21 protein-coding genes are annotated in these 20,514 nt (G+C 61.5%); 9 read left to right on the top strand and 12 right to left on the bottom strand.

Features of this window, described 5'->3' with window-relative positions; genetic code table 11:
- The first annotated feature begins 218 nt into the window (after positions 1 to 218).
- Positions 219 to 659: a type II 3-dehydroquinate dehydratase gene (gene aroQ, locus AACY42_RS20555; protein WP_339481948.1), complete on the top strand. Its 441-nt coding sequence runs from the start codon at positions 219 to 221 to the stop codon at positions 657 to 659.
- A gap of 5 nt (positions 660 to 664) precedes the next feature.
- Positions 665 to 1,516: a shikimate dehydrogenase gene (locus AACY42_RS20550; protein WP_445261753.1), complete on the top strand. Its 852-nt coding sequence runs from the start codon at positions 665 to 667 to the stop codon at positions 1,514 to 1,516.
- A 32-nt stretch (positions 1,517 to 1,548) separates the two neighbouring features.
- Here AACY42_RS20550 and AACY42_RS20545 read toward each other — a convergent pair whose 3' ends face one another.
- Positions 1,549 to 2,226 carry a TetR/AcrR family transcriptional regulator gene (locus tag AACY42_RS20545; protein WP_339481946.1) on the bottom strand — a complete coding sequence of 226 codons (678 nt, stop codon included), beginning with the start codon at positions 2,224 to 2,226 and terminating at the stop codon, positions 1,549 to 1,551.
- A 103-nt stretch (positions 2,227 to 2,329) separates the two neighbouring features.
- Positions 2,330 to 4,231 (bottom strand): 3-dehydroshikimate dehydratase QuiC, encoded by a 1,902-nt coding sequence (quiC, locus tag AACY42_RS20540; protein WP_339481945.1) that lies wholly within the window; start codon positions 4,229 to 4,231, stop codon positions 2,330 to 2,332.
- Between the two features lie 278 nt (positions 4,232 to 4,509).
- Between quiC and AACY42_RS20535 the strand changes: the two genes are divergently transcribed.
- Positions 4,510 to 5,847 (top strand): MFS transporter, encoded by a 1,338-nt coding sequence (locus AACY42_RS20535; RefSeq protein WP_339481944.1) that lies wholly within the window; start codon positions 4,510 to 4,512, stop codon positions 5,845 to 5,847.
- A gap of 139 nt (positions 5,848 to 5,986) precedes the next feature.
- Here AACY42_RS20535 and AACY42_RS20530 read toward each other — a convergent pair whose 3' ends face one another.
- Positions 5,987 to 6,865, bottom strand: coding sequence for a DMT family transporter (locus AACY42_RS20530; RefSeq protein WP_339481943.1), 879 nt, complete (start codon positions 6,863 to 6,865; stop codon positions 5,987 to 5,989).
- A 62-nt stretch (positions 6,866 to 6,927) separates the two neighbouring features.
- Positions 6,928 to 7,704 (bottom strand): IclR family transcriptional regulator, encoded by a 777-nt coding sequence (locus tag AACY42_RS20525; RefSeq protein ID WP_339481942.1) that lies wholly within the window; start codon positions 7,702 to 7,704, stop codon positions 6,928 to 6,930.
- Positions 7,705 to 7,915: 211 nt separating this feature from the next.
- Between AACY42_RS20525 and ypfJ the strand changes: the two genes are divergently transcribed.
- Together ypfJ and AACY42_RS20515 are read left to right on the top strand one after the other, a co-directional pair.
- A complete protein-coding gene (ypfJ, locus tag AACY42_RS20520; protein WP_339481941.1) occupies positions 7,916 to 8,800 on the top strand; it encodes a KPN_02809 family neutral zinc metallopeptidase in 885 nt (294 codons plus the stop codon).
- Entirely contained in the window at positions 8,801 to 9,748 is a 948-nt protein-coding gene (locus tag AACY42_RS20515; RefSeq protein WP_339481940.1) for an alpha/beta hydrolase, read from the top strand. It begins immediately after the preceding gene.
- 144 nt (positions 9,749 to 9,892) lie between these two features.
- Here AACY42_RS20515 and AACY42_RS20510 read toward each other — a convergent pair whose 3' ends face one another.
- The 3 genes from AACY42_RS20510 to AACY42_RS20500 all read right to left on the bottom strand — a co-directional run bounded on the left by AACY42_RS20510 (position 9,893) and on the right by AACY42_RS20500 (position 12,020).
- Positions 9,893 to 10,486, bottom strand: a complete 594-nt coding sequence (locus tag AACY42_RS20510; protein WP_339481939.1) for an HAD family hydrolase — start codon at positions 10,484 to 10,486, stop codon at positions 9,893 to 9,895.
- Positions 10,483 to 11,352 (bottom strand): acyl-CoA thioesterase II, encoded by an 870-nt coding sequence (gene tesB, locus AACY42_RS20505; RefSeq protein ID WP_339481938.1) that lies wholly within the window; start codon positions 11,350 to 11,352, stop codon positions 10,483 to 10,485. Before tesB ends, AACY42_RS20510 begins: the two co-directional genes overlap by 4 nt.
- 98 nt (positions 11,353 to 11,450) lie before the next feature.
- The gene (locus tag AACY42_RS20500) at positions 11,451 to 12,020 is read right to left on the bottom strand and encodes a GNAT family N-acetyltransferase (RefSeq protein ID WP_339481937.1); all 570 of its coding nucleotides are present in this window, start codon (positions 12,018 to 12,020) and stop codon (positions 11,451 to 11,453) included.
- A 232-nt stretch (positions 12,021 to 12,252) separates the two neighbouring features.
- On the opposite strand from AACY42_RS20500, the gene AACY42_RS20495 reads away from it, so the two are divergent.
- A complete protein-coding gene (locus AACY42_RS20495) occupies positions 12,253 to 13,173 on the top strand; it encodes a histone deacetylase family protein (protein WP_339481936.1) in 921 nt (306 codons plus the stop codon).
- Positions 13,174 to 13,384: 211 nt separating this feature from the next.
- Positions 13,385 to 14,620 carry a TIGR03862 family flavoprotein gene (locus tag AACY42_RS20490; RefSeq protein WP_339481971.1) on the top strand — a complete coding sequence of 412 codons (1,236 nt, stop codon included), beginning with the start codon at positions 13,385 to 13,387 and terminating at the stop codon, positions 14,618 to 14,620.
- A 56-nt stretch (positions 14,621 to 14,676) separates the two neighbouring features.
- Here AACY42_RS20490 and AACY42_RS20485 read toward each other — a convergent pair whose 3' ends face one another.
- The gene (locus tag AACY42_RS20485; RefSeq protein WP_339481935.1) at positions 14,677 to 16,014 is read right to left on the bottom strand and encodes a DEAD/DEAH box helicase; all 1,338 of its coding nucleotides are present in this window, start codon (positions 16,012 to 16,014) and stop codon (positions 14,677 to 14,679) included.
- A gap of 58 nt (positions 16,015 to 16,072) precedes the next feature.
- Positions 16,073 to 16,975, bottom strand: coding sequence for a drug/metabolite exporter YedA (gene yedA, locus AACY42_RS20480; protein WP_339481934.1), 903 nt, complete (start codon positions 16,973 to 16,975; stop codon positions 16,073 to 16,075).
- Positions 16,976 to 17,136: 161 nt separating this feature from the next.
- Here yedA and AACY42_RS20475 point away from each other — a divergent pair, with 161 nt between their 5' ends.
- On the top strand, positions 17,137 to 17,589 hold the full coding sequence (locus AACY42_RS20475; RefSeq protein ID WP_014340343.1) for an Lrp/AsnC family transcriptional regulator: 453 nt from the start codon (positions 17,137 to 17,139) through the stop codon (positions 17,587 to 17,589).
- A 66-nt stretch (positions 17,590 to 17,655) separates the two neighbouring features.
- Here AACY42_RS20475 and AACY42_RS20470 read toward each other — a convergent pair whose 3' ends face one another.
- From AACY42_RS20470 to AACY42_RS20460, 3 genes are all read right to left on the bottom strand, one after another.
- Positions 17,656 to 18,267, bottom strand: a complete 612-nt coding sequence (locus tag AACY42_RS20470) for a 3'-5' exonuclease (protein WP_339481933.1) — start codon at positions 18,265 to 18,267, stop codon at positions 17,656 to 17,658.
- Positions 18,268 to 18,288: 21 nt separating this feature from the next.
- On the bottom strand, positions 18,289 to 18,768 hold the full coding sequence (locus AACY42_RS20465; RefSeq protein WP_053182045.1) for a LabA-like NYN domain-containing protein: 480 nt from the start codon (positions 18,766 to 18,768) through the stop codon (positions 18,289 to 18,291).
- Between the two features lie 127 nt (positions 18,769 to 18,895).
- On the bottom strand, positions 18,896 to 19,645 hold the full coding sequence (locus AACY42_RS20460) for a DUF2076 domain-containing protein (RefSeq protein WP_339481930.1): 750 nt from the start codon (positions 19,643 to 19,645) through the stop codon (positions 18,896 to 18,898).
- A gap of 176 nt (positions 19,646 to 19,821) precedes the next feature.
- On the opposite strand from AACY42_RS20460, the gene AACY42_RS20455 reads away from it, so the two are divergent.
- A complete protein-coding gene (locus AACY42_RS20455) occupies positions 19,822 to 20,484 on the top strand; it encodes a YciC family protein (protein ID WP_339481928.1) in 663 nt (220 codons plus the stop codon).
- Positions 20,485 to 20,514: the final 30 nt, after the last annotated feature.

The raw sequence follows: 20,514 nt of genomic DNA, 5'->3' as shown, positions 1-20,514 counted from the left end.
TGTCCAAAAGATCGCAGCCTTCGGCAGCTCCTACATGGGGATAAATCCCCTCGCCACCATTGCCCTCCCTCACCTCCCGACAACGGTCATGTTCGATCATCGAACACTTATTGGCCGATGTCGGCTGCTTTATTTGACCCAATTAACCATCTAGTACAATTTATCTCCAACGGCTGAAACCCCGCCGACACCAACAATAAAAATGTGGAGAAATTGCGATGCCTCCGATCGTTCTGGTGCTCAACGGCCCGAACCTGAACCTGCTCGGCACCCGCGAGCCGGCGACTTATGGCCATGAAACCCTGGCTGGCATCTCGGCACTGTGCGGCCGCGCTGCCGAAGAATTCGGCCTGGCGGTGGAATTTCGCCAGACCAACCAGGAAGGCGAGCTGCTGGACTGGATTCACGGCGCCCGTGGCCGGTGCGCCGGTATCGTCATCAACCCGGCGGCCTGGACCCACACCTCCGTGGCGATCCGCGATGCCCTGGTGGCCAGCGAAGTACCGGTCATTGAAGTCCACCTGTCCAACGTCCACGCCCGTGAAACCTTCCGTCATCACTCCTTCGTCTCATCCGTCGCCATTGGCGTGATGTGCGGGTTTGGCAGCCATGGTTATCGCCTGGCCCTTGAACACTTCAGTCAGCGGTTGAAGGGTTGATGAGCATGTCGAATATCACTGTGCTGGCCGGTCTGATCGGCGCGGGCATCCAGGCCTCTCGCACACCTGCGCTGCATGAGCATGAGGGCAATGCCCAAGGCATGCGTTACCTCTATCGGCTGATCGACCTCGATGCGCTGAAACTCGACAGCGGCGCCCTGGCCGATCTACTGGTGGCCGCCGAGCGCATGGACTTCACCGGCCTGAACATTACCTTCCCCTGCAAGCAGGCGATCATCCCGCTGCTCGATGAGTTGTCACCCGAGGCCCGCGGTATCGGCGCGGTCAATACCGTGGTGCTCAAGGACGGCAAGCGCATCGGCCACAACACCGACTGCCTGGGGTTCGCCGAAGGTTTTCGTCGCGGCCTGGGGGATGTGGCGCGCAAGCGCGTGGTCCAGATGGGCGCCGGTGGCGCCGGCGCGGCGGTGGCCCATGCGCTGTTGATGGAGGGCGTAGAAACCCTGAGCATTTTTGACGTCGAGGTCCGCCGTGCCGAGGCACTGGCCAACAACTTGAATCAACACTTCGGCGCTGTCCGCGCCCGCGCCGGGCATGACCTGCCCACCGCCATGGCCGAGGCCGATGGCCTGGTGAACAGCACGCCCATGGGCATGGCAAAACTACCGGGCATGCCAGTGCCGATCGAGCTGTTGCGCGGCGCTTTGTGGGTCGCGGAAATCGTTTACTTCCCGCTGGAAACCGAACTGCTGCGCAACGCCCGCGCGGTCGGCTGCCGCACACTGGATGGCGGCAACATGGCCGTGTTCCAGGCGGTGAAGGCCTTCGAACTGTTCAGCGGCGTGGCGCCAGATGCGCAGCGGATGCTGGCGCATTTCCAAAGCATGAATCATTAATGTCTAGTGATACTCCCACAGGGGTTCCAGAATCAGGCCTGCAAGTATCTCAATACCGATTCACAGACCATCTGCCGATGCCGCTGCTTGATCGCTTCATCCGACAGGTCGATCTGAAAGATCTCCCCGAACGTCTGGCGATTGGACACCCGGTAAAAACAGAACGAACTGATCAGCAGATGCACATCCAGCGGCTCGAGGCCGGCACGGAACACGCCCTCTTCAGCGCCGCGCCGCAGAATCACGCCCAGGGAATCGAGGATGGTATTGGTCATCGCCTTGATCACGCCTGACTGCTTCACGTACTCGGCGTTGTGGATGTTCTCGATGCAGACGATGCGCACGAAATCCACATTGCAATCGTGGTGGTCGAAGGTGAACTCCACCAGGCGCCGAATCGCCTCGACCGGGGCCAGTTCCGCCAGATGCAGGCGGTTCTCGGTGGTGCGGATATCACCGTAGAGTTTTTCCAACACCTCGACGTACAACTGCTCCTTGCTGCCGAAGTAGTAGTAAATCATGCGCTTGGACGTGTGGATGCGCTCGGCGATGGCGTCGACCCGGGCCCCGGACAGGCCCTGCTGGACGAACTCGACGATGGCTTCCTGAAGAATGTTTTCCCGGGTCTTCTCCGGGTTGTTCTTGCGACTCTTGCGCGGCGTGGCGACGGGTTCGTCGGGCGCTGCGGAAAGCTCTGGATTCATAGTCATTGCGGGGCTCACGGCCATCACTGCACAGGCTGGCGATTATGGGCCGCACCGTGCACTGAAGGAAGCCAGGACACCGCCCATTACCGCCACGTTTACGATTTGCCTACAACTTGGCGTGCCGCAAACCACCGCTGCGGGACTTGGCCATGGCCGCCAGGCGCACCGCGACATTGGCAGCACCGTAACCGGCGTAACCGTTCTTGCGTTGGATGATCTCGAAGAAAAACCGCCCTTCGAACGGCTCGGTGTAGACGTGGAACAGCTCGCCCCCCTGGGTGTCACGATCGTACAACACGTTGAAGTAGGCCAGCTCGCTAAGGAACTCGTCGTCGAAATCGAAACGCGCCGCCAGGTCGTCGTAGTAATTGAGCGGGATGTCCAGCAACGGCACGCCCGCCTCTTTGGCACGACTGACCTGGGCAAAGATGTCATCACAGTCGAAGGCTATGTGATGCACACCGGAGCCGCGATAACTCGACAGCGCGTGTGAGATTGCGGTGTTGCGGTTTTCGGAAATGTTCAGCGGCAAGCGGATCGAACTGCAGCGGCTGCGCAGCGCACGGCTTTTTACCAAGCCATAAGGGTCGGGCAGGACGACTTCGTCGTCGGCCTCGAAATCCAGCAGGCTCTTGTAGAACAGCACCCAACTGTCGAGGCTGTCGGCCGGCAGCGCCATCGCCATGTGGTCGATGCGCTTGAGCCCGGCCCCAATGACAGCACCCGGCTGCAGGTTGAAATCGGTGCCATAGACATCGGCCTGCTGATCCACCAGGTAAATCAGGCTGCCATCCGGTGCACGCACCGCCGCCAACTCCAGTTCATTGGGGCCCACCAACCCACGATAGGGCTGGCCTTTGTAGGCAATGGCCCGCTCCAGGGCGCTGACACTGCTTTTCACGCGCACGGCGGTGGCACACAACGAAGGTCCGTGGGCTTCGAAAAAACTGTGGGCGAACGAGTACGGTTCGCTGTTGAGGATCAGGTTGATGTCGCCCTGGCGCAGGAGGCTCACATTCTTGGATCGATGCTGGCCAGCCTTGACGAACCCCAGCCGCTCCAGCCAATGGGAAAGCTTGGCGCCGAGGTTATCGTCCACGGCGAACTCGAGGAATTCGATGCCGTCGTATTCGCTGGCCGGCGGCGTGGCGAACAGAATGTCGGCATTGCTTATGGCGCACGCCTCTTCGGCCAGGCGCTGGCGGGTTTTTTCTTCCAGGTACAGCAGCGAGCGCAGGCCGTCGGCGGCATTGGCCCGTGGCGGCGCGGCCCGGAAACCGTCGTTGAAGATTTCCAGCGACAGCGGCCCGGTGTAGCCACTCTTGATGATCGGCGCCAGGAACCCCGGCAAGTCGAACTCGCCCTGCCCAGGGAAACAACGGAAATGCCGGCTCCATTCCAGGACATCCATGGCCAGGATCGGCGCGTCGGCCATTTGCACGAAGAAGATCTTGTCGCCGGGAATCTCGGCGATCGCGCTCGGATCGCCCTTGAGGGACAAGGTATGAAAGCTGTCGAGCAACACACCGAGGCTGGGGTGATCGGCCTGGCGCACGATGTTCCAGACCTGTTGATAAGTATTCACGTGCCGACCCCAGGCCAGCGCTTCATAACCGATACGCAAGCCGCGCGCCCCGGCCCGCTCGGCCAGCAGGCGCAGGTCATCGATGAGCATCTGTTCATCGCCGACGCTGTCGGCCGAGGCGTTGCTGCACACCAGCACCAGGTCGGTGCCCAGTTCCTGCATCAGGTCGAACTTGCGCTCGGCCCGTTCCAGGTTGCGCGACAGGCGATCGCGGCGGCAACCTTCGAAGTCGCGAAACGGTTGGAATAACGTGATGGCGATGCCCAGGTCGGCGCACATCTGCCTGATTTCCCGAGGACTGCCATCGTAGTAGAGAAGGTCGTTCTCAAAGATTTCCACCCCATCAAAACCGGCGGCGGCAATGGCTTCGAGTTTTTCCGGCAAGGTACCGCTCAAGGAAACGGTGGCAATGGAACGCTGCATGACTTCGGCTCCCGGGACAGGCATCGGCTACAAAAGGTGCGCCGCTTTTGAAAATGCTTTTAAAAGAGTGAGCCGATTATTGAGCTGCCGGTTTCTTTCAGCAATTTAATATGTACCATCCAGTTAGTTTTTTGGGCGATTATCGAACAAAATGCCAATCGCCGAATTGACGAATTTTTGCTCACTGCGCACCATCGCTCCCACATTGACGCCGGCCCTGCCGACCTCGATGGACTGCCCCAGACCAACCATAAGAATTTCAAAAGCGGGTACACGCTATGATCCCTTCCCAAAGTTCCCGCCTGGCCCCCGGCCTGGAAGTCTCCACCGGCAGCATCGGTGACAAGATCCGCGGCGCCATGGCCGTGGGCAAGACCCGTTGGGGGATGCTCGCCCTGGTATTTTTTGCCACCACCCTGAACTACATCGACCGCGCCGCCCTGGGCGTCATGCAGCCTATCCTGGCCAAGGAAATGAGCTGGACGGCGATGGACTACGCCAACATCAACTTCTGGTTCCAGGTCGGTTATGCCGTCGGCTTCGTGTTGCAAGGGCGGCTGATCGACCGGATCGGCGTCAAGCGCGTGTTCTTCTGCGCCGTGCTGCTCTGGAGCCTGGCGACCGGCGCCCACGGCCTGGCCACCTCGGCGGTGGGCTTCATGGTCTGCCGCTTCATCCTCGGCCTCACCGAAGCCGCCAACTACCCGGCCTGCGTGAAGACCACACGGCTGTGGTTCCCGGCGGGCGAGCGAGCCGTAGCCACCGGTATATTCAACGCCGGGACCAACGTCGGCGCGATGTTCACCCCGATGCTGCTGCCACTGATCCTGCACGTGTGGGGCTGGCAGGCGGCGTTCCTGTGCATGGCCGCGCTGGGCGGGATCTGGCTGCTGTTCTGGGGCCTGAAATACTTCAACCCCGAGGACCACCCCTCCGTCAAACAGTCGGAACTGGACTACATCCAGGCCCAGGACGAACCGGACCAGGTCCGCGTGCCGTTCTCACGCATCCTGCGCATGCGCGGCACCTGGGCGTTCGCCCTGGCCTATTCGATCACCGCCCCGGTGTTCTGGTTCTACCTCTATTGGCTGCCGCCGTTCCTGAACCAGCAATACAACCTGGGCATCAACGTGACCCAGATGGGCATCCCGCTGATCATCATCTACCTCACCGCCGACTTCGGCAGCGTCGGCGGCGGCATCCTGTCTTCGTTCCTGATCGGCCGCGGCCTCAATCCGATCAAGGCGCGACTGGTGTCCATGCTGCTGTTCGCCTGCTGCATCATCGGCGTGATCCTGGCCGCCGGCTCCAGCAGCTTGTGGGTGGCAGTGTTTGCCATCTCCCTGGCCATCGGCGCGCATCAAGCCTGGACCGCCAACATCTGGAGCCTGGTCATGGACTACACGCCCAAGCACATGATGAGTACGGTGTTTGGTTTTGGCGGCATGTGCGCGGCCATCGGCGGGATGTTCATGACCCAACTGGTGGGCCACATCCTCACGATCACTAACAACAACTACACCGTGCTGTTCACCCTGATCCCGGCGATGTACTTCATTGCCCTGACCTGGTTGTACTTCATGGCACCGCGCAAGGTGCCTACGCTGGAAAACTGATTCGAGTCAGCCCGGGATTATTTATCCCACTGTGGAAGCAAGGCTTGCCCGCGATTAAGACGATGCGGTCCTAAGTGATCCGAGGTGCCTTCATCGCGGGCAAGCCTTGCTCCCACAATCAATCCCTCCACAGTTCGTGCTAAACCCGCCGCTGTTGCCACGCCGCCGCCAACCCACTCAAGCAGATCAAGGTGATGCCCACCACGGTGGTCAGCGTCGGCGTATGGTTGAACAACACCCAGCCCAGCAGCCCGGCAAACACGATCTGGCAGTACCCGAACGGCGCGAGCAGCGCCGGGGCGGCAAAGCGGAAGGCCTGGGTCAGCATCAGGTGCGCCGTCATCCCGCAAGCTCCCAGCGCCAGCATCATCGCACCGTGCAACAGGCTCGGCACTTGCCAGAAGAACGGCACCAGCGCGCTCATCACCAAGGTGTTGCACAGGCCGGCGAAGAAGTTGCTAGTGGTCGGGCTGTCGATCTCGCTGAGCTTGCGCGTGAGCAGTTGGTAGAAACAGAAAAACAGCGCCGAACAGAATGGCAATATCACCGCCGGGGTGAACAGATCCCCGCCCGGATGGACGATGATCAACACCCCGATAAAGCCGAAGATCACCGCGATCCATTGGCCGCGTGTTACGTGTTCGCCCAGCAATGGCACCGACAACGCGGTGACCAGCACGGGCGCGAGAAAGTTGACCGCCGTCGCCTCGGCCAGCGGGATATACAACAGCGCCGTGGTGAAGAACAGGCTGGTGCCCAGCAGGCACAGCGCCCGGGCCAGTTGCCACAAAGGACGCTTGGTCCGCAGGACCCGCAGCCCCGAGCGCGGCAGGAAAATACCGGCCATCAACAACGTGTGCACCACGTAACGTGCCCAGACCACCATGATGATCGGGTAAAAACCCGAGAGATATTTCGCCAAGGCGTCATGACTGGAGAACAGAAACGTCGCCACCAGAATAAGCAGGATGCCCTTGAAAGCCTGATTGACGCCGGAAAGCGGAGTGCTGACAGTCATGTAGGAGTCCTGCGTTGCGTGATGTAGGGAGCAAGGCTTGCCTGTGACGGATGAGACCGTATTCAGCTGAACAACTCCGAGGCCTGACTGGCTTGCGATAACTCCTCGGCAAACGCCAGCAAGGTCGGTGCCAGCTCATGCAAGCGTGTGCGCGTCATTCGTGCACTGGGGCCGGCGACACTCAACACGCCGATGGCTCGGCCATCCGATGGATGACGGACCACAGCGGCAATGGCCGACGTGCCGATCGCCGAACTTTCCTCGACACAGGCATAGCCTTGTTCGCGGGCCTGGTGCAGGTACTCGAGCAGTTCAGCCGCGCTGCGTGGCGCGTTTGGCCCTGCGTCCGCCGGTATTGGCACGGCTTGGCGCGCCACCAGCGCCAACGCCTCGGTGTCAGTCATGCAAGCCAGCCAGGCATGGCCCGACGCGGTATAGGACAACGGCGTCTCACGCCCCATGTCCGGGTCGTAGCGCAAGCCGGAACGGGCCCCCTGGGACTTGGCGATCCAGGTCTGGCACTCCCCTTCGATGACACCCAGGCGCACCAGTTCACCCGTTCCCAGTGCCAAGCGATCGAGCACTGGCTGGACGATGTCGGCACCGCTTCGCGACAGATAACGAAAGCCCATGGCGACCAAGCGGGTCGCCAAGTGATAACGCAGGTTCTCGGGATTCTGGCGCACATAGCCCAGGCGCATCAGTTCGGCGAGCAAACGGTGGGTGGCACTCTTGGGAATCTGCAAGTGTTCGGCCAAGCCTAGCAGCGGCCAGCCGCGAGGGTCGCTGGCGAGGCTTTCCAGCACATTGAAAACCCGTTCGATTTGACTGCCAGCCATGAGCGATCCAAAGGTAAGTTCGTCGATTCCAGAATGCACAAAGTGTAATTCAAATTCTGGAACTGGCGCGCTCTTCATTCATGCCCTGATGAACCAAACCCCGCGCCTGTTGCCTGAAAGCTCAAGCATCACGCGCATCCTGACGCCCCAAAAGCTAAACTCACCGCAACGACAGTGCAGTAACACCCCGGTCAATCAGAGGAACACCCACATGTTATGGAAAAAAGGTCGCCGCAGTGACAACGTGGTGGACGCTCGCGGTGACGGTGGGGGCGGTGGCGGGATGCGCTTCGGCGGCGGCAAGGGACTGAGCCTGACGGCCATCCTCCTCATCGTTGGCATCGGCTGGATCACCGGCCAGGACCCGATGCAGATTCTCGGGCAACTGGCCGGGCAGATGGATCAATCCGCGCCCACCACTTCACAGACCCGCCAGGCACCGCCGGCCAACGACGAACAGGCCGAGTTCGTGCGCTCGATCCTTGGCGATACCGAAGACACCTGGGGCCAGGTTTTCCAGCAGGCCGGACGCCAATACCAGCAACCCAAACTGGTGTTGTTCAGCGGTCGGGTCAACTCTGCCTGTGGCCTCGCCTCGTCGGCGACCGGCCCGTTCTATTGCCCGGCAGACCGCCAGGTCTACCTGGACATGAGCTTCTTCAAGGAAATGTCCCAACGCTTCGCTGCCTCCGGGGACTTCGCCCAGGCCTACGTCATTGCCCACGAAGTCGGACACCATGTGCAGACGCTGCTCGGCGTGTCGGCGAAAGTCCAAGAAGCACGCCAGCAAGGCCGGCAGATGGAGGGCGATGGCGGCTTGTTGGTACGCCAGGAGTTGCAGGCCGATTGCCTGGCGGGTGTATGGGCCAACCATGCGCAAAAACGCCTGAACTGGCTGGAGCCGGGAGACATCGAGGAGGCCTTGAACGCCGCCAATGCCATCGGCGATGACCGCTTGCAGCAACAAGGCCAGGGCCGCGTGGTGCCGGATTCCTTCACCCACGGCACCTCGGTGCAGCGGGTGCGCTGGTTCAAGACCGGGTTCGCCCAGGGCCAGGTCAGCCAGTGCGACACGTTCGCGGCGAAAACCCTGTAGATGAAGTGGGGGGCGTTGATCGGGCTGATGCTGTGCTGCGCCATTGCTCAGGCCGATCAACGCGGCGTCAACGTGGTCGCCCAAGGGCGACTGCAGTTCAAGAGCGGTGCCATGGCCGTCGGCGTAAGCCCACCGCCGGCGTCCATCCAGCGCGTGTTGATCATCCTCCACGGTCGGCTGCGCAATGCCGACACCTACCTCAACAGCGCCGAAAAGGCTGTCGGACAGGCCGAGCAACTGGGCACTACCCTGATCATCGCCCCGCAGTTTCTCAACGAACAGGACGTGGCGCGCCATCAATTGCCCAATGACCTCCTGCGCTGGAAAGGCAACGACTGGATGGCGGGCGGTCTGTCCACAGGGGCAAATCCCGTCAGCTCCTTTCAGGTCCTCGACGACATCATTGCCCGAGTCAGTGACCGGCAACAGCTTCCTGAAGTGAAAGAGATCGTCATCGCCGGCCATTCCGGCGGCGCCCAGATCGTGCAGCGCTATGCCCTGCTTGCCCACGGCCAATACCGGATCAACCCACGTTTTGTCATCGCCAACCCGTCGTCCTATGCCTACTTCGATGCGCAACGGCCCATGGCTTTCGACCCTGCCAGTTGTCCTGGCTTCAACCGCTGGAAATACGGCCTGCAGAACTTGCCAGCCTACGCGGCGGGGCAAACACCTGCGCAACTGGAAGATCACTACGCCAAGCGCGACATCGTCTATTTGCTCGGGCAACAAGACACCGACCCGGAACATCCGGCGCTGGATAAAGGCTGTGAAGCACAAACCCAGGGACCGTATCGGTTACTGCGCGGGCATTTCTTTTTCGACTACCTGACCCGGCGTCATCCCGAGGGGTTGAACCAGCGGCTGATCGAAGTGCCTGGGGTGGGGCACGATGGGAGTGGGATGTTCAATTCGCCCGAGGGGTTGAAGGTTATGTTTGGTCAGTAAGGTTTGCGGTGGTTTACAGGGCCTCTTCGCGAGCAGGCTCGCTCCCACAGTAGATCGGGTGTGGACACAAATTTCGCGACCAACAGAAATCTCCTTGTGGGAGCGAGCCTGCTCGCGATAGCGATCGATCAGTCAATCAAACGCTCAAGCCGACAACATCCGCCGCAACGCCGAACAATCGCGCGCATGCCAATCTGTCAGTTCTGGCCACGGATTGTCCGGCAGGTTCACCAGCACCGTCCGCGCCCCCGCCGCACGGCCACAATCCAGGTCGAAACGGTAATCGCCCACCATCACCATCGCCTCGGGCGCCACGTTCCAGGCCTCGGCCAACTTCAACAGGCCACCGGGGTGAGGCTTGGGCGGTGCTTCGTCGCGGCCCAGCACATCCGCCACGGCGAAACAGTCCGCCAGGCCGATGGCTTCGAGGGTGACGTGGGCCAGTTCGCGGGCGTTGCGGGTGAGGATGCCCAGGCGATAACCGCGCCCGGCCAGCTCTCGCACCAGTTCAACCGCCCCCGGCGCGGGCCTGGAGCCCAGCGCCAGGTCCCGTTCATGCTCCAGCAGCCAGGCATGCTTGGCCGCGGCTTCATCAGCCGGCAACGCCGCCAGATGAGTGAGGATGTCATCTTCGGCCGGAATCGCCAGGGCCACGCGGATCGCCGCGAAGTCATGCACGGCGATCGTCAGCGTGCCGTCCATGTCGAACACCCAGTGACGAACCTCGGCCAGGCTCATGCCCAGTCCTTGCGATGGCGAATCAGGCCTTCCTGGGTCACCGAGGCCACCAGTTGCCCGGCACGGTTGAACACGCTGCCACGGGAGAACCCGCGAGAATTGCCGGCCCACGGGCTGTCCATGGCGTAGAGCAACCAGTCATCGGCGCGCAGGTCGGCGTGGAACCACAAGGCGTGGTCGAGGCTGGCGACCTGCATGTCTTTGTGCCACACCGATTTGCCGTGGGGCAGCAGCGAAGTGGTCAACAGGCCGAAGTCCGACGCGTAGGCCAGCAGGTATTTGTGCAAGGCCGGTGAATCCGCCAGGGCGCCATCGGCACGAAACCACACGTATTTGACCGGGTCGGCCGGTTGCGGGTTGTAAGGGTCTTTTTCGGTGACCGGTCGCACCTCGATCGGCTTGGCGCACAGCAGTTTTTCACGCATGTGCTCAGGCAGCAGGTGCGCGCGCTGCTGGGTCAGTTCCAGCTCGGACGGCAGGTTCTCCGGCCCGACGACTTGCGGCATGCTGCTCTGGTGCTCAAAACCCTCTTCGTCGTACTGGAACGACGCACTGCAGGTGAAAATCGGGTTGCCCTTCTGGATCGCCGTCACCCGGCGAGTGCTGAAGCTGCCACCGTCGCGCACCCGGTCCACCTGGTAGACCACCGGCAACGCGGCGTCGCCCGGACGCAGGAAATATCCGTGCATCGAATGCACATGGCGCGCCTCTTCCACGGTCTGGCTGGCCGCCGACAACGACTGGCCCAGCACCTGGCCGCCGAACAACTGGCGAAACCCCAGGTCCTGGCTACGCCCGCGAAACAGGTTTTCTTCGATCGGTTCCAGGGTCAGCAGGTCGACCAGATCTTCCAACACATGGCTCATTCAGACTTTCCTCACACAGCGCAATACCGCGCAATCTACGCGGTGGATCGATTGTTGGCCCGGGCCACTCTGGCGGGCATTGTAAACGTCCGTGTCGGCTAACCGTGCAGGGTCTGTAGCCACTGCTCACGATTGATGCGATAGAGCACATGGTGACGCAATGGATGACCGACGGCGAGTGTCGGGTGTTCGAAGTCGTCAGCCGGCTCGTGCTGCATGCCAATGGCCTGCATGACCTTTTGCGATGGCAGGTTATCGACAGCGGTGAACGCCACCACTTCGTCCAGCGTCAACTGGTCGAAAGCACAACGCAAGGCGGTCCACGCCGCTTCGCTGGCATACCCCAGGCCCCAGTGCTCTCGGGCCAGGCGCCAGCCGATCTCGATAGCCGGTGTGAAAGGCGCATCGAACCCGACCACAAGCAGCCCAGTGAAGCCAATGAAGGCGCCGGTGTCCTTGCGCTCCAGGGCCCACAAACCAAAACCATGCTCGGCGAAATGCCCCCGCACGCGACCGATCAGGGCAGCGCTTTCCAGACGGCTCAGGCGCACCGGGAAATAACGCATCACGTGCGGGTCTGCACACATGGTGGAAAATTCCGGCAAGTCATCATCGCGCCACTGCCGCAACAGCAGTCGTGCGCTTTCCAGTTCCAGTATCGGCTCCATTTTCACTCCCCTTCCATGCCCCATGAGTCTAGGTTTTGTACGAAAAGTCGCCAAGCGGCGATCAGGCAAGGCGAAAACAGGTGAGGAACGCCCGGAGTCGCGCTCGACTTTACTGGTTGTAAATGAGCATTCCGAGCCTGTTTTCAACGCAGCATGATCGTCGCGCAGGCACTTTTCGTGCAAAGCCTACATCGCTGGTAGGATCCGTCACTCACTCACTACTGAAAACACCATGTCGCTGCCGCTTATCTATCACGAAGACTACAGCCCCGACTTCCCGGCGGAACACCGTTTCCCCATGGACAAGTTTCGCCTGTTGCGCGATCACCTGGTGGACAGCGGCCTGACCCGCGACGCCGACCTGCTGCGCCCGTCGCTGTGTCCGCCGGACATTCTCGCCCTGGCCCACGACCGTGCTTATATCGAACGCTACATGGGCGGCGAGTTGTCCCGCGAAGACCAACGGCGACTTGGCCTGCCCTGGAGCGAAGCCCTGGCCCGCCGAACGGTGCGCGCCGTGGGCGGCTCGCTCCTGGCCGCCGAACAAGCCCTTGAGCACGGGCTAGCCTGCCACCTGGCCGGCGGCACCCATCACGCCCACTACGACCACCCGGCCGGGTTCTGCATTTTCAACGACCTGGCGGTGATCAGCCGCTATTTCCTGGCCAGCGGCCGGGTCTCGCGGGTGCTGATTTTCGACTGCGATGTGCACCAGGGCGACGGCACCGCCCGAATACTCCATGACACCCCGGACGCCGTGACCGTTTCCTTGCACTGCGAAAAGAATTTTCCTGCACGCAAGGCGCAAAGCGACTGGGACATCCCCCTGCCAATGGGCATGGAAGACGCGGCTTATTTGAAGGTGGTGGACGATGCGCTCAACTACTTGCTGCCGCTCTATCAGCCGGACCTGGTGCTGTATGACGCCGGCGTCGACGTACACAAGGATGACGCCCTCGGCTACCTGAAGCTGACCGACGAAGGCCTCGCCGCCCGGGACGAGAGCGTCATGCGCCATTGCCTGGGACGCGACATCCCGGTGGTCGGCGTGATCGGGGGTGGCTACAGCAAGGATCGCCAGGCCCTGGCCCGCCGCCACGGGATCCTGCACCACAGCGCACATAGGGTCTGGACGTCATCAGGTTGTCACTGAACCCTGGGCTTTACCCACAATGCCTGTGGATGCCCCGTAGGAGCTGCCGAAGGCTGCGGTCTTTTGATCTTGATCTTTCGCTCGCGACTCAATTGTCAGGGACAAGATCGCAGCCTCGCTGCGCTCGACAGCGCCTACACGGATTCCGGCCTCAGATCATGTGGACCAAGCTGATAGAATGCCCTCCTTGATCCTCCAGACATCGCTCGCCATGACCCAAGCGCCCCTACCCCACACCCCAAACATCGCCATCATCGGCGGCGGCCCCGCCGGCCTGATGGCGGCCGAGGTGTTGAGCCAGACGGGCCTGCGGGTCGACCTGTACGACGGCATGCCATCGGTAGGCCGAAAATTCCTGCTGGCCGGCGTGGGCGGCATGAACATCACCCACTCCGAAGCCTTCCCGGTCTTCCTCTCCCGCTATGGCGAACGTGCGCCGAACATTGCCCCGCTGCTGCGGGCATTCGGTGCGAATGAGTTGTGCACATGGATTCACGGATTGGGCATCGACACCTTTGTCGGCAGCTCCGGGCGGGTATTTCCTACCGACATGAAAGCCGCCCCGCTGCTGCGCGCCTGGCTCAAGCGCCTGCGCGATGCCGGCGTGACGATCCACACGCGCCACCGCTGGCTCGGCTGGAACCCCGATGGCAGCATGAGAATAACGAGTCCGGAAGGCGAGAAAACCCTACGCCCCGACGCGACACTGCTGGCGCTGGGTGGTGGCAGTTGGTCACGACTGGGCTCTGACGGCGCCTGGATGCTGGCGCTGGAACAACGCGGCGTGGCCCTGGCGCCATTGCAACCGAGTAACTGTGGGTTTGAGGTAGAGGCCTGGAGCGACCTGATGATCAGCAAATTCGCTGGCGCCCCACTAAAGAACATCGCCATCGGCCTGAACGACGATGTACCGCGCCTCGGTGAATGCGTGGTCACCGCCACTGGCCTCGAAGGCAGTCTGGTCTACGCCCTGTCGGCGCCGGTTCGCGAAGCCATCAACCAACACGGCAGCGCGACGATCCATCTGGACCTGCTGCCGGGCCGGCCTGTGGATAAGATCCAGCAAGCCCTGAGCAAGCCACGCGGCTCTCGCTCGATGGCCAAGCACTTACACGGCCAACTGGGGATCGACGGCGTCAAGGCAGCGCTGTTGCGCGAGCTCACGCCGGCCGAGTGTTTCACTGACCCGGCGCGGCTGGCCCAGGCGATCAAGGCCTTGCCGCTGACCCTGGTGAAGACCCGCCCTCTGGACGAAGCCATCAGCAGCGCCGGTGGCGTGACCTTCGAGGCCCTGGATGAACGCCTGATGCTCAAGCAATTGCCTGGCGTTTTCTGCGCCGGAGAAATGCTCGATTGGGAAGCGCCGACCGGCGGTTACCTGCTCACGGCCTGCTTTGCCAGTGGCCGGGCAGCAGGTTTAGGAATCCTGGAATTCCTGAACGGTTGAATCCGTAGGAGCTGACGAGCGGCTCCTACGGCTCCTACGGCTCCCAGGTTTTGATATCAAGGCTTGCGCTTACGCGGCCCAGTATTGAACACCGGGACTTTGCGCACAGGCTTGACCGAAGGTTCCACAGGCGAGGCTTCGCCGCTGTCCACCCACTTGCCCAGGTTGCGCTTGCCGCCACCACCCGAAGCTTTCGGTTTCTTCGGCTTTTTCGGCTTCTTGATCACCTGGCCGCTGGCATCGGTGTCCGGTACCCGATGTTCAGGCTCGAAGTCCTGTTCCATCTGACGCGTCAGCGTCTGGCGCGTCAGCATCTCGATGGCCGACAACAGGTTCACTTCGTCGGCGCAGACCAGAGAAATCGCTTCCCCGGTCGAGCCCGCCCGACCGGTACGGCCGATGCGGTGGATGTAGTCCTCGGCGACGATCGGCAGGTCGAAGTTCACCACCAACGGCAAATCCTCGATATCCAAGCCACGGGCGGCAACGTCGGTGGCTACCAGGATCTGCACTTCGCTGGCCTTGAAGCGGTCCAGCGCGCGCTGGCGGGTGGCCTGGGGTTTGTCACCGTGGATGCCGTCGGCGTTGACGCCCAGGCCCTGGAGTTTTTCCACCAGCGCATCGACGCCGTTGCGGGTCTTGGCAAAGACCAGCACCTGCTTCCACTTGTTCTTGCGCATCAAGTGCACGAACAGTTCCGGCTTGCGTTTCTTGTCCACCGTCACCACCCATTGCTTGACGGTGTTGGCAGCCACGTTGCGCGGGCTCACCTCAATGCTCAGCGGATCGTTGAGCATCTGTCCGGCCAGCAAGCGGATCGCGTCGGAGAAAGTCGCCGAGAACAACAGGGTCTGGCGCTTCTTCGGCAATGCCTTGTAGATATTCGCCAGCTCCTCGGAGAAGCCCAGGTCGAGCATGCGGTCGGCTTCGTCCAGCACCAGAGTCTGCAACTGGTTGAACTTCAGCGCGTTCTGGCGGAACAAGTCGAGCAGACGCCCCGGCGTGGCGACCAACAAGTCGACGCCTTTGCGCAACTTCATCATTTGCGGGTTGATGCTGACGCCGCCGTACACGGCGTAGGTACTCAGCGGCAGGTTTTGCGCGTACTGACGCACGCTTTCATGGACCTGCTCAGCCAGCTCACGGGTCGGCACCAGGATCAGCGCTCGCACCGAGTTGGCCGCGACCTTCGGCCCTTCGGTGGTCAGCAACTGCAACAGCGGCACGGCGAAACCAGCAGTCTTACCGGTGCCGGTCTGGGCCGCGGCCATCAGGTCGCGACCGGCCAGCACGGCCGGCATGGCTTGGGCCTGAACCGGCGTCGGAGTCTGGTAGCCGAGCGTCTCGAGGGCGCGCAGCAAGGGTTCGATCAGGCCAAGGGTGGCGAAAGTCATGGAAGTACCGTAGGAAAAATCAGCGCAAGGTGTGCAATGCGCGGCAGTTTACCCTAAATCAGGCGGCGGCCGGCGCAGGCTTGGGTTTACGCCACTGCGGCAATCCGATCAACACCACGGCACTGATGATCACCAGCATCGCCACACTTTCTTCAGCGCCAATGGTTTCACCCGCGAACACGATCCCCAGCAACACCGCCACGGCCGGGTTGACGTAGGCATAACTGGTGGCCGCCGCCGGGCGCACATGCTTGAGCAGGTACATGTAGGCGTTGAAAGCGACGATCGAGCCGAAGCAGGTCAGATAAGCCAAGGCGAACCAACCTTCCAGCGGCGGCATGCTGTCCAGATGCTCGCCGCTGGCCACGCTACCGATCAACAGCACCACGCCGCCCACCAGCATTTCCACGGCACTGGCCATCGCCCCTGCCGGCAACGGCACGTGTTTGCTCAGCACCGAACCGAAGGCCCAGGAGGCCGCCGCGAATAGCAGCAAGGTCGCACCCAACGGGCTGGACTGCAGGTTGGAGCCCAGGTTGAGCATCGCGATGCCAATCAACCCCAGCACAATCCCCGCCCATTCCAGACGGGTATTACGCGTGCCCCAGAAATATCCGCAGAGCAAAGTAAACAAAGGCACCGTCGCCACGGCCAACGCCGCCACCCCGGACGCCACGCCCGTGTGCTCGGCCACAGTGACCGCGCCGTTACCAAAACTGAGCAACAGCACGCCGATGATGGCCCCGGCCTTCCATTGCGCCCAGGTCGGCGCCGGTGCCCCGCGCCAGCGCAGGAAGCCATACATCAGCGAACCGGCCAGCACAAAACGAATCCCGGCCAGCAACAGCGGCGGCCAATGCTCCACACCGATGCGAATCACCAGGTAGGTCGAACCCCAGATGACGTACAAGGCAAAAAAAGCAGCGATCAATGGCAGGGGGAAACGGCGTAGGCCAGGCATGTTCAGCTCGAAGTCAGGACAATGAGAGGCTTTATTCTAGAAAGGCGATAGACGGAAAATAAGTTACAAAACCTGTTTATCAAAGCCATACACTTTTCAAAACACGGAGATCAGCGCTATAAATCGCGTTTTCGAAAGTCACGCCAACAGGAAGCCAAACCGTGGATAAATACGACCGCATGCTGCTCAGCGCTTTGTTGGACAACGGTCGTGCGTCCTACGCTGAACTGGCCCGCAAAGTGAACCTGTCAGCCCCCGCCGTGGCCGAACGGGTCAGCAAACTGGAAGCCAGCGGCGTCATCACCGGTTATCAAGCCAAAGTCGACATGGCAAAGATCGGCCTGCCGGTGCAGTGCGTCATCGAATTGCGGATGAACCAGCACGGCAACCAGAAGACCTACGACGAACTGTGCAAGATCCCACAACTGACCGAGTGCCACCGGGTCACCGGGGACCCGTGCGTGATCATGCAAGCGGCAGTGGGTTCGATGCCGGAACTGGAAGAGTTGATCAACCGCATCGCCAAGTTCGGCTTCAGCAAGACCTCGATCGTGCTGTCCAGCGCCATTGAAAAGCGCGTGCCGTTGGGGCAGTTGGAAGGTAACGGGAAATAAACGGTCAAACACTGATCAACCTGTGGGAGCGGGCTTGCTCGCTCCCACAGTTGTTTTGTGGTGTATTCAGAACCCGCGATGCCGCTTGAGGTGCTCGTTGATCTTCGCCGCCGGCACTTTCTGCAAACTGCACAGCAAATCATGGGACAGCTCCCGCAGCCCGTGCTTTTGCCGCAGCTCCGAAGCCAGGTGCGCGGTGAGGTTGGCGGCCATTTCGGCGTCGGCCATGGCCCGGTGAGCCTGGCCGGTGTGGGGCAAGCCAGCGAACGCGTTGAGCGTGCCGAGCTTGTGGTTCGGCGCCGCCGGCATCAGGCGCCGGGCCAGCAACAGTGAACAGGCAAAATTCTGCAAGCGGGTGCGCTTGATGCGTCCCAACTCGAAATCCCAGAACTTCTGGTCGAACGCAGCGTTGTGGGCCAGCAGCGGCGTGGTGCCGACAAACTCGTTGACCTCGTTCATCACTTTTTCCGCCGACGGGGCGCTGCGCAGCATGGTGTTGCTGATGCCAGTCAGTTGCTCGATAAACGCAGGGACGCGCACACCGGCGTTCATCAGGCTCTGGTAGCGGTCGACGATCCGGCCTTGCTCGAGCATCACCACCGCGATTTCAGTGGCCCGGCAACTGCTGCTCGGGGTGATCCCGGTGGTTTCAAAGTCGATGACTGCGATACGTTCCAAACCTTTTGAACTCCGTGAAAATCAATTCTTGAGCAACAACGCGCCTTCGATGGGCACATAGCGGCTGGCGGCGCGGATCAGCGAGTTGGCGGTCAATCCCGGCACGCCATAGGCCACGGCTTGCACACCGTGCTTCTGGATGATGCGTTCGAGCAACATGTCGAAATCGCCATCGCCGGAGGCCAGCACCACTTCATCGACGTGGTCGGCGGCGTCCATGATGTCCAGCGTGATGCCCACGTCCCAGTCGCCCTTGGCCGAGCCGTCGCTGCGCTGGATGTAGGGCTTGAGCTTCACGACAAAGCCCAGGTTGCGCAGGATCTGCTGGAACTGCTGCTGTTTGCTGTCACCGCGATCGATCGCATAGGCATAGGCCTCGACGATCTGCCCCTGTTTGCTGACATCAGCCCACAGCGCGGCGTAGTTGAAATGGCAACCATAAGCCTGGCGCACGGTGTAGTAGAGGTTCTGGACATCGGCGAACACTGCAATTTTTTTCACCGCGTTTCCTCTTGGATGCACACGCACACAGACCACCTGGGCCGAAAAGTCGCCCAGTATGCCAGCCCGAAGGATTGTTCCGCGAATAATCGGCCCGAGGCGTCGGTGAGCCCGGACGAATGGCAGCTCAGACGAAGGAATCGTCGTCGCCGAAGAAAGAAGAATCGTCGCTGTAGTCGGCGTCGCTGAAACCGCCCGGGTCGTTGCCGTAGCTGTCGTTATCGGCCACCCGTTGGTCATCGCCCCAGCCGCTGTTGGCGGTGTCGTTGGCCGGTTGGGCCGGCTCTTGCTTGATGACCTCGACGATTTCCTGCGGTTGCTGGTGACTGTGGAACAGGCTGCTGATGCCTTGGGCCAGCATCACGCCGCCGGCCACGCCCGCCGCGGTTTTCAGGGCCCCGCCCAGGAAGCTTCCCGCCGCCGGGGCCTGCTGCTGCGGTGCGCCATAATTGCCGAGCGGCGCGCCCAAGCCCTGTTGGGGCTGGGCATTGAAGGACGGCTGTGCCGGTTCGCGCCTGCCTCCGTCGCTGGAAGCCGGCACGCTTGCCGGGCGTGAATCCCGGGCGCTGCCACCAAAAATGCTCGACAGAAAGCCTGCGCCACCACTGGGTACCGATGGCTGGGTACGGGTCCGTTGCAGCTCGGCCTGCAATTGCTCGATTTGCTGGGTGAGTTGCTTGTTCTGTTCATCGAGGCGCTTGATCGCGGCCTCCTGCACCAGAACCGCCTGGGCCATGAAATAGCCCGCCGCTGGCTGGCTGGCCAGGTGTTCCTTGATCCGCGCCTCGGCCTGGGCATCGCGCGGGGCTGAATCCTTTTCGGCCTGTTGCAGCCGTGAAAACAGTCCATCGATCAGGGTTTGTTCTTCGCTGTTCATGGCGACCTCATTAGATTGCCGGGCAGAAACCATTCCGATCCTGAAGACCGGTGCCCACCAGTAATAGGACTCGCCGCATAGATTTCAATGGTCTTTACCTGATGTTTACGTTTGCTTGTGCGGGCGCCTGATCGGTTAAAGTGTCGGACCGCTTTTTTGAACTGCGATACCGACCCATGAATCCGTTTGACGTGCTGCGCGACTCTTTGTATTTCTTCAAGCGCCATCTGGGCCAGATCGCCCAGCTGTGCCTGCCTTTGGTCATACTCGAGGCTTTGCTGCAGCAAGGCGTGGGCAACGCTGTCGGCCCCGAGGGTTTCCCCGGCTACAGCGTGATCGTCGGGTTGTTGGTGTACCCCTTGTACACCGCCGCGTTGATCCTGTTTCTCGACGCTCGCAGTCGCGGTGAAGCACCACGCACCCGTGACCTGCTCGCAACGGCCCTCACCCTGTGGCCACGCTTTGCCTTGCTGACGGCCCTCAACACACTGTTGATCCTGGTGGGGCTGTCGTTGTACTTCCTGCCGGGCCTGTGGCTGATGGTGACCCTGGCCTTTGGAGAATACCTGTTGGTCCTCAGGGGCCTGACACCCCTGGCGGCGATGAAGGAAAGCCTGAACATGTCCCGCGGCAACTTCTGGCGGATCCTGCTGTGTATTCTCTGTGTGATGGGCCCGTTGTGGCTGCTCAGAGGCGTCAGCGTCTCGGTGTATCCGTCGCCTCAGAACCCTGCGCTCAGCCTGCTGATCGACAGCATCCACAGTTTCCTGCAACTGTTCACCAGCGTGGTGCTGTTCCGCATGTTCATGTTGATCGAAGCAAAACCTGACGACCGCTGATCGCTCACTGCGAGGGCCCAGGGCTTGGGC

This window comes from Pseudomonas sp. RL_5y_Pfl2_73 (genome assembly GCF_963970515.1).
Classification (GTDB): Bacteria; Pseudomonadota; Gammaproteobacteria; order Pseudomonadales; family Pseudomonadaceae; genus Aquipseudomonas.
This window is presented reverse-complemented; position numbering and strand designations above follow the sequence as displayed.

Bases quoted from the DNA above. Each gene is read 5' to 3' on its own strand.
- AACY42_RS20510 (WP_339481939.1), bottom strand. From the start codon at position 10,486: ATGAGCCTGGCCGAGGTTCGTCACTGGGTGTTCGACATGGACGGCACG.
- AACY42_RS20485 (WP_339481935.1), bottom strand. From the start codon at position 16,014: ATGACTTTCGCCACCCTTGGCCTGATCGAACCCTTGCTGCGCGCCCTC.
- AACY42_RS20515 (WP_339481940.1), top strand. From the start codon at position 8,801: ATGAAGTGGGGGGCGTTGATCGGGCTGATGCTGTGCTGCGCCATTGCT.
- AACY42_RS20460 (WP_339481930.1), bottom strand. From the start codon at position 19,645: ATGAACAGCGAAGAACAAACCCTGATCGATGGACTGTTTTCACGGCTG.
- AACY42_RS20535 (WP_339481944.1), top strand. From the start codon at position 4,510: ATGATCCCTTCCCAAAGTTCCCGCCTGGCCCCCGGCCTGGAAGTCTCC.
- quiC (WP_339481945.1), bottom strand. From the start codon at position 4,231: ATGCAGCGTTCCATTGCCACCGTTTCCTTGAGCGGTACCTTGCCGGAA.
- AACY42_RS20550 (WP_445261753.1), top strand. From the start codon at position 665: ATGTCGAATATCACTGTGCTGGCCGGTCTGATCGGCGCGGGCATCCAG.
- AACY42_RS20545 (WP_339481946.1), bottom strand. From the start codon at position 2,226: ATGACTATGAATCCAGAGCTTTCCGCAGCGCCCGACGAACCCGTCGCC.
- AACY42_RS20490 (WP_339481971.1), top strand. From the start codon at position 13,385: ATGACCCAAGCGCCCCTACCCCACACCCCAAACATCGCCATCATCGGC.
- yedA (WP_339481934.1), bottom strand. From the start codon at position 16,975: ATGCCTGGCCTACGCCGTTTCCCCCTGCCATTGATCGCTGCTTTTTTT.
- aroQ (WP_339481948.1), top strand. From the start codon at position 219: ATGCCTCCGATCGTTCTGGTGCTCAACGGCCCGAACCTGAACCTGCTC.
- AACY42_RS20525 (WP_339481942.1), bottom strand. From the start codon at position 7,704: ATGGCTGGCAGTCAAATCGAACGGGTTTTCAATGTGCTGGAAAGCCTC.
- AACY42_RS20530 (WP_339481943.1), bottom strand. From the start codon at position 6,865: ATGACTGTCAGCACTCCGCTTTCCGGCGTCAATCAGGCTTTCAAGGGC.
- tesB (WP_339481938.1), bottom strand. From the start codon at position 11,352: ATGAGCCATGTGTTGGAAGATCTGGTCGACCTGCTGACCCTGGAACCG.
- AACY42_RS20500 (WP_339481937.1), bottom strand. From the start codon at position 12,020: ATGGAGCCGATACTGGAACTGGAAAGCGCACGACTGCTGTTGCGGCAG.
- AACY42_RS20495 (WP_339481936.1), top strand. From the start codon at position 12,253: ATGTCGCTGCCGCTTATCTATCACGAAGACTACAGCCCCGACTTCCCG.
- AACY42_RS20455 (WP_339481928.1), top strand. From the start codon at position 19,822: ATGAATCCGTTTGACGTGCTGCGCGACTCTTTGTATTTCTTCAAGCGC.
- ypfJ (WP_339481941.1), top strand. From the start codon at position 7,916: ATGTTATGGAAAAAAGGTCGCCGCAGTGACAACGTGGTGGACGCTCGC.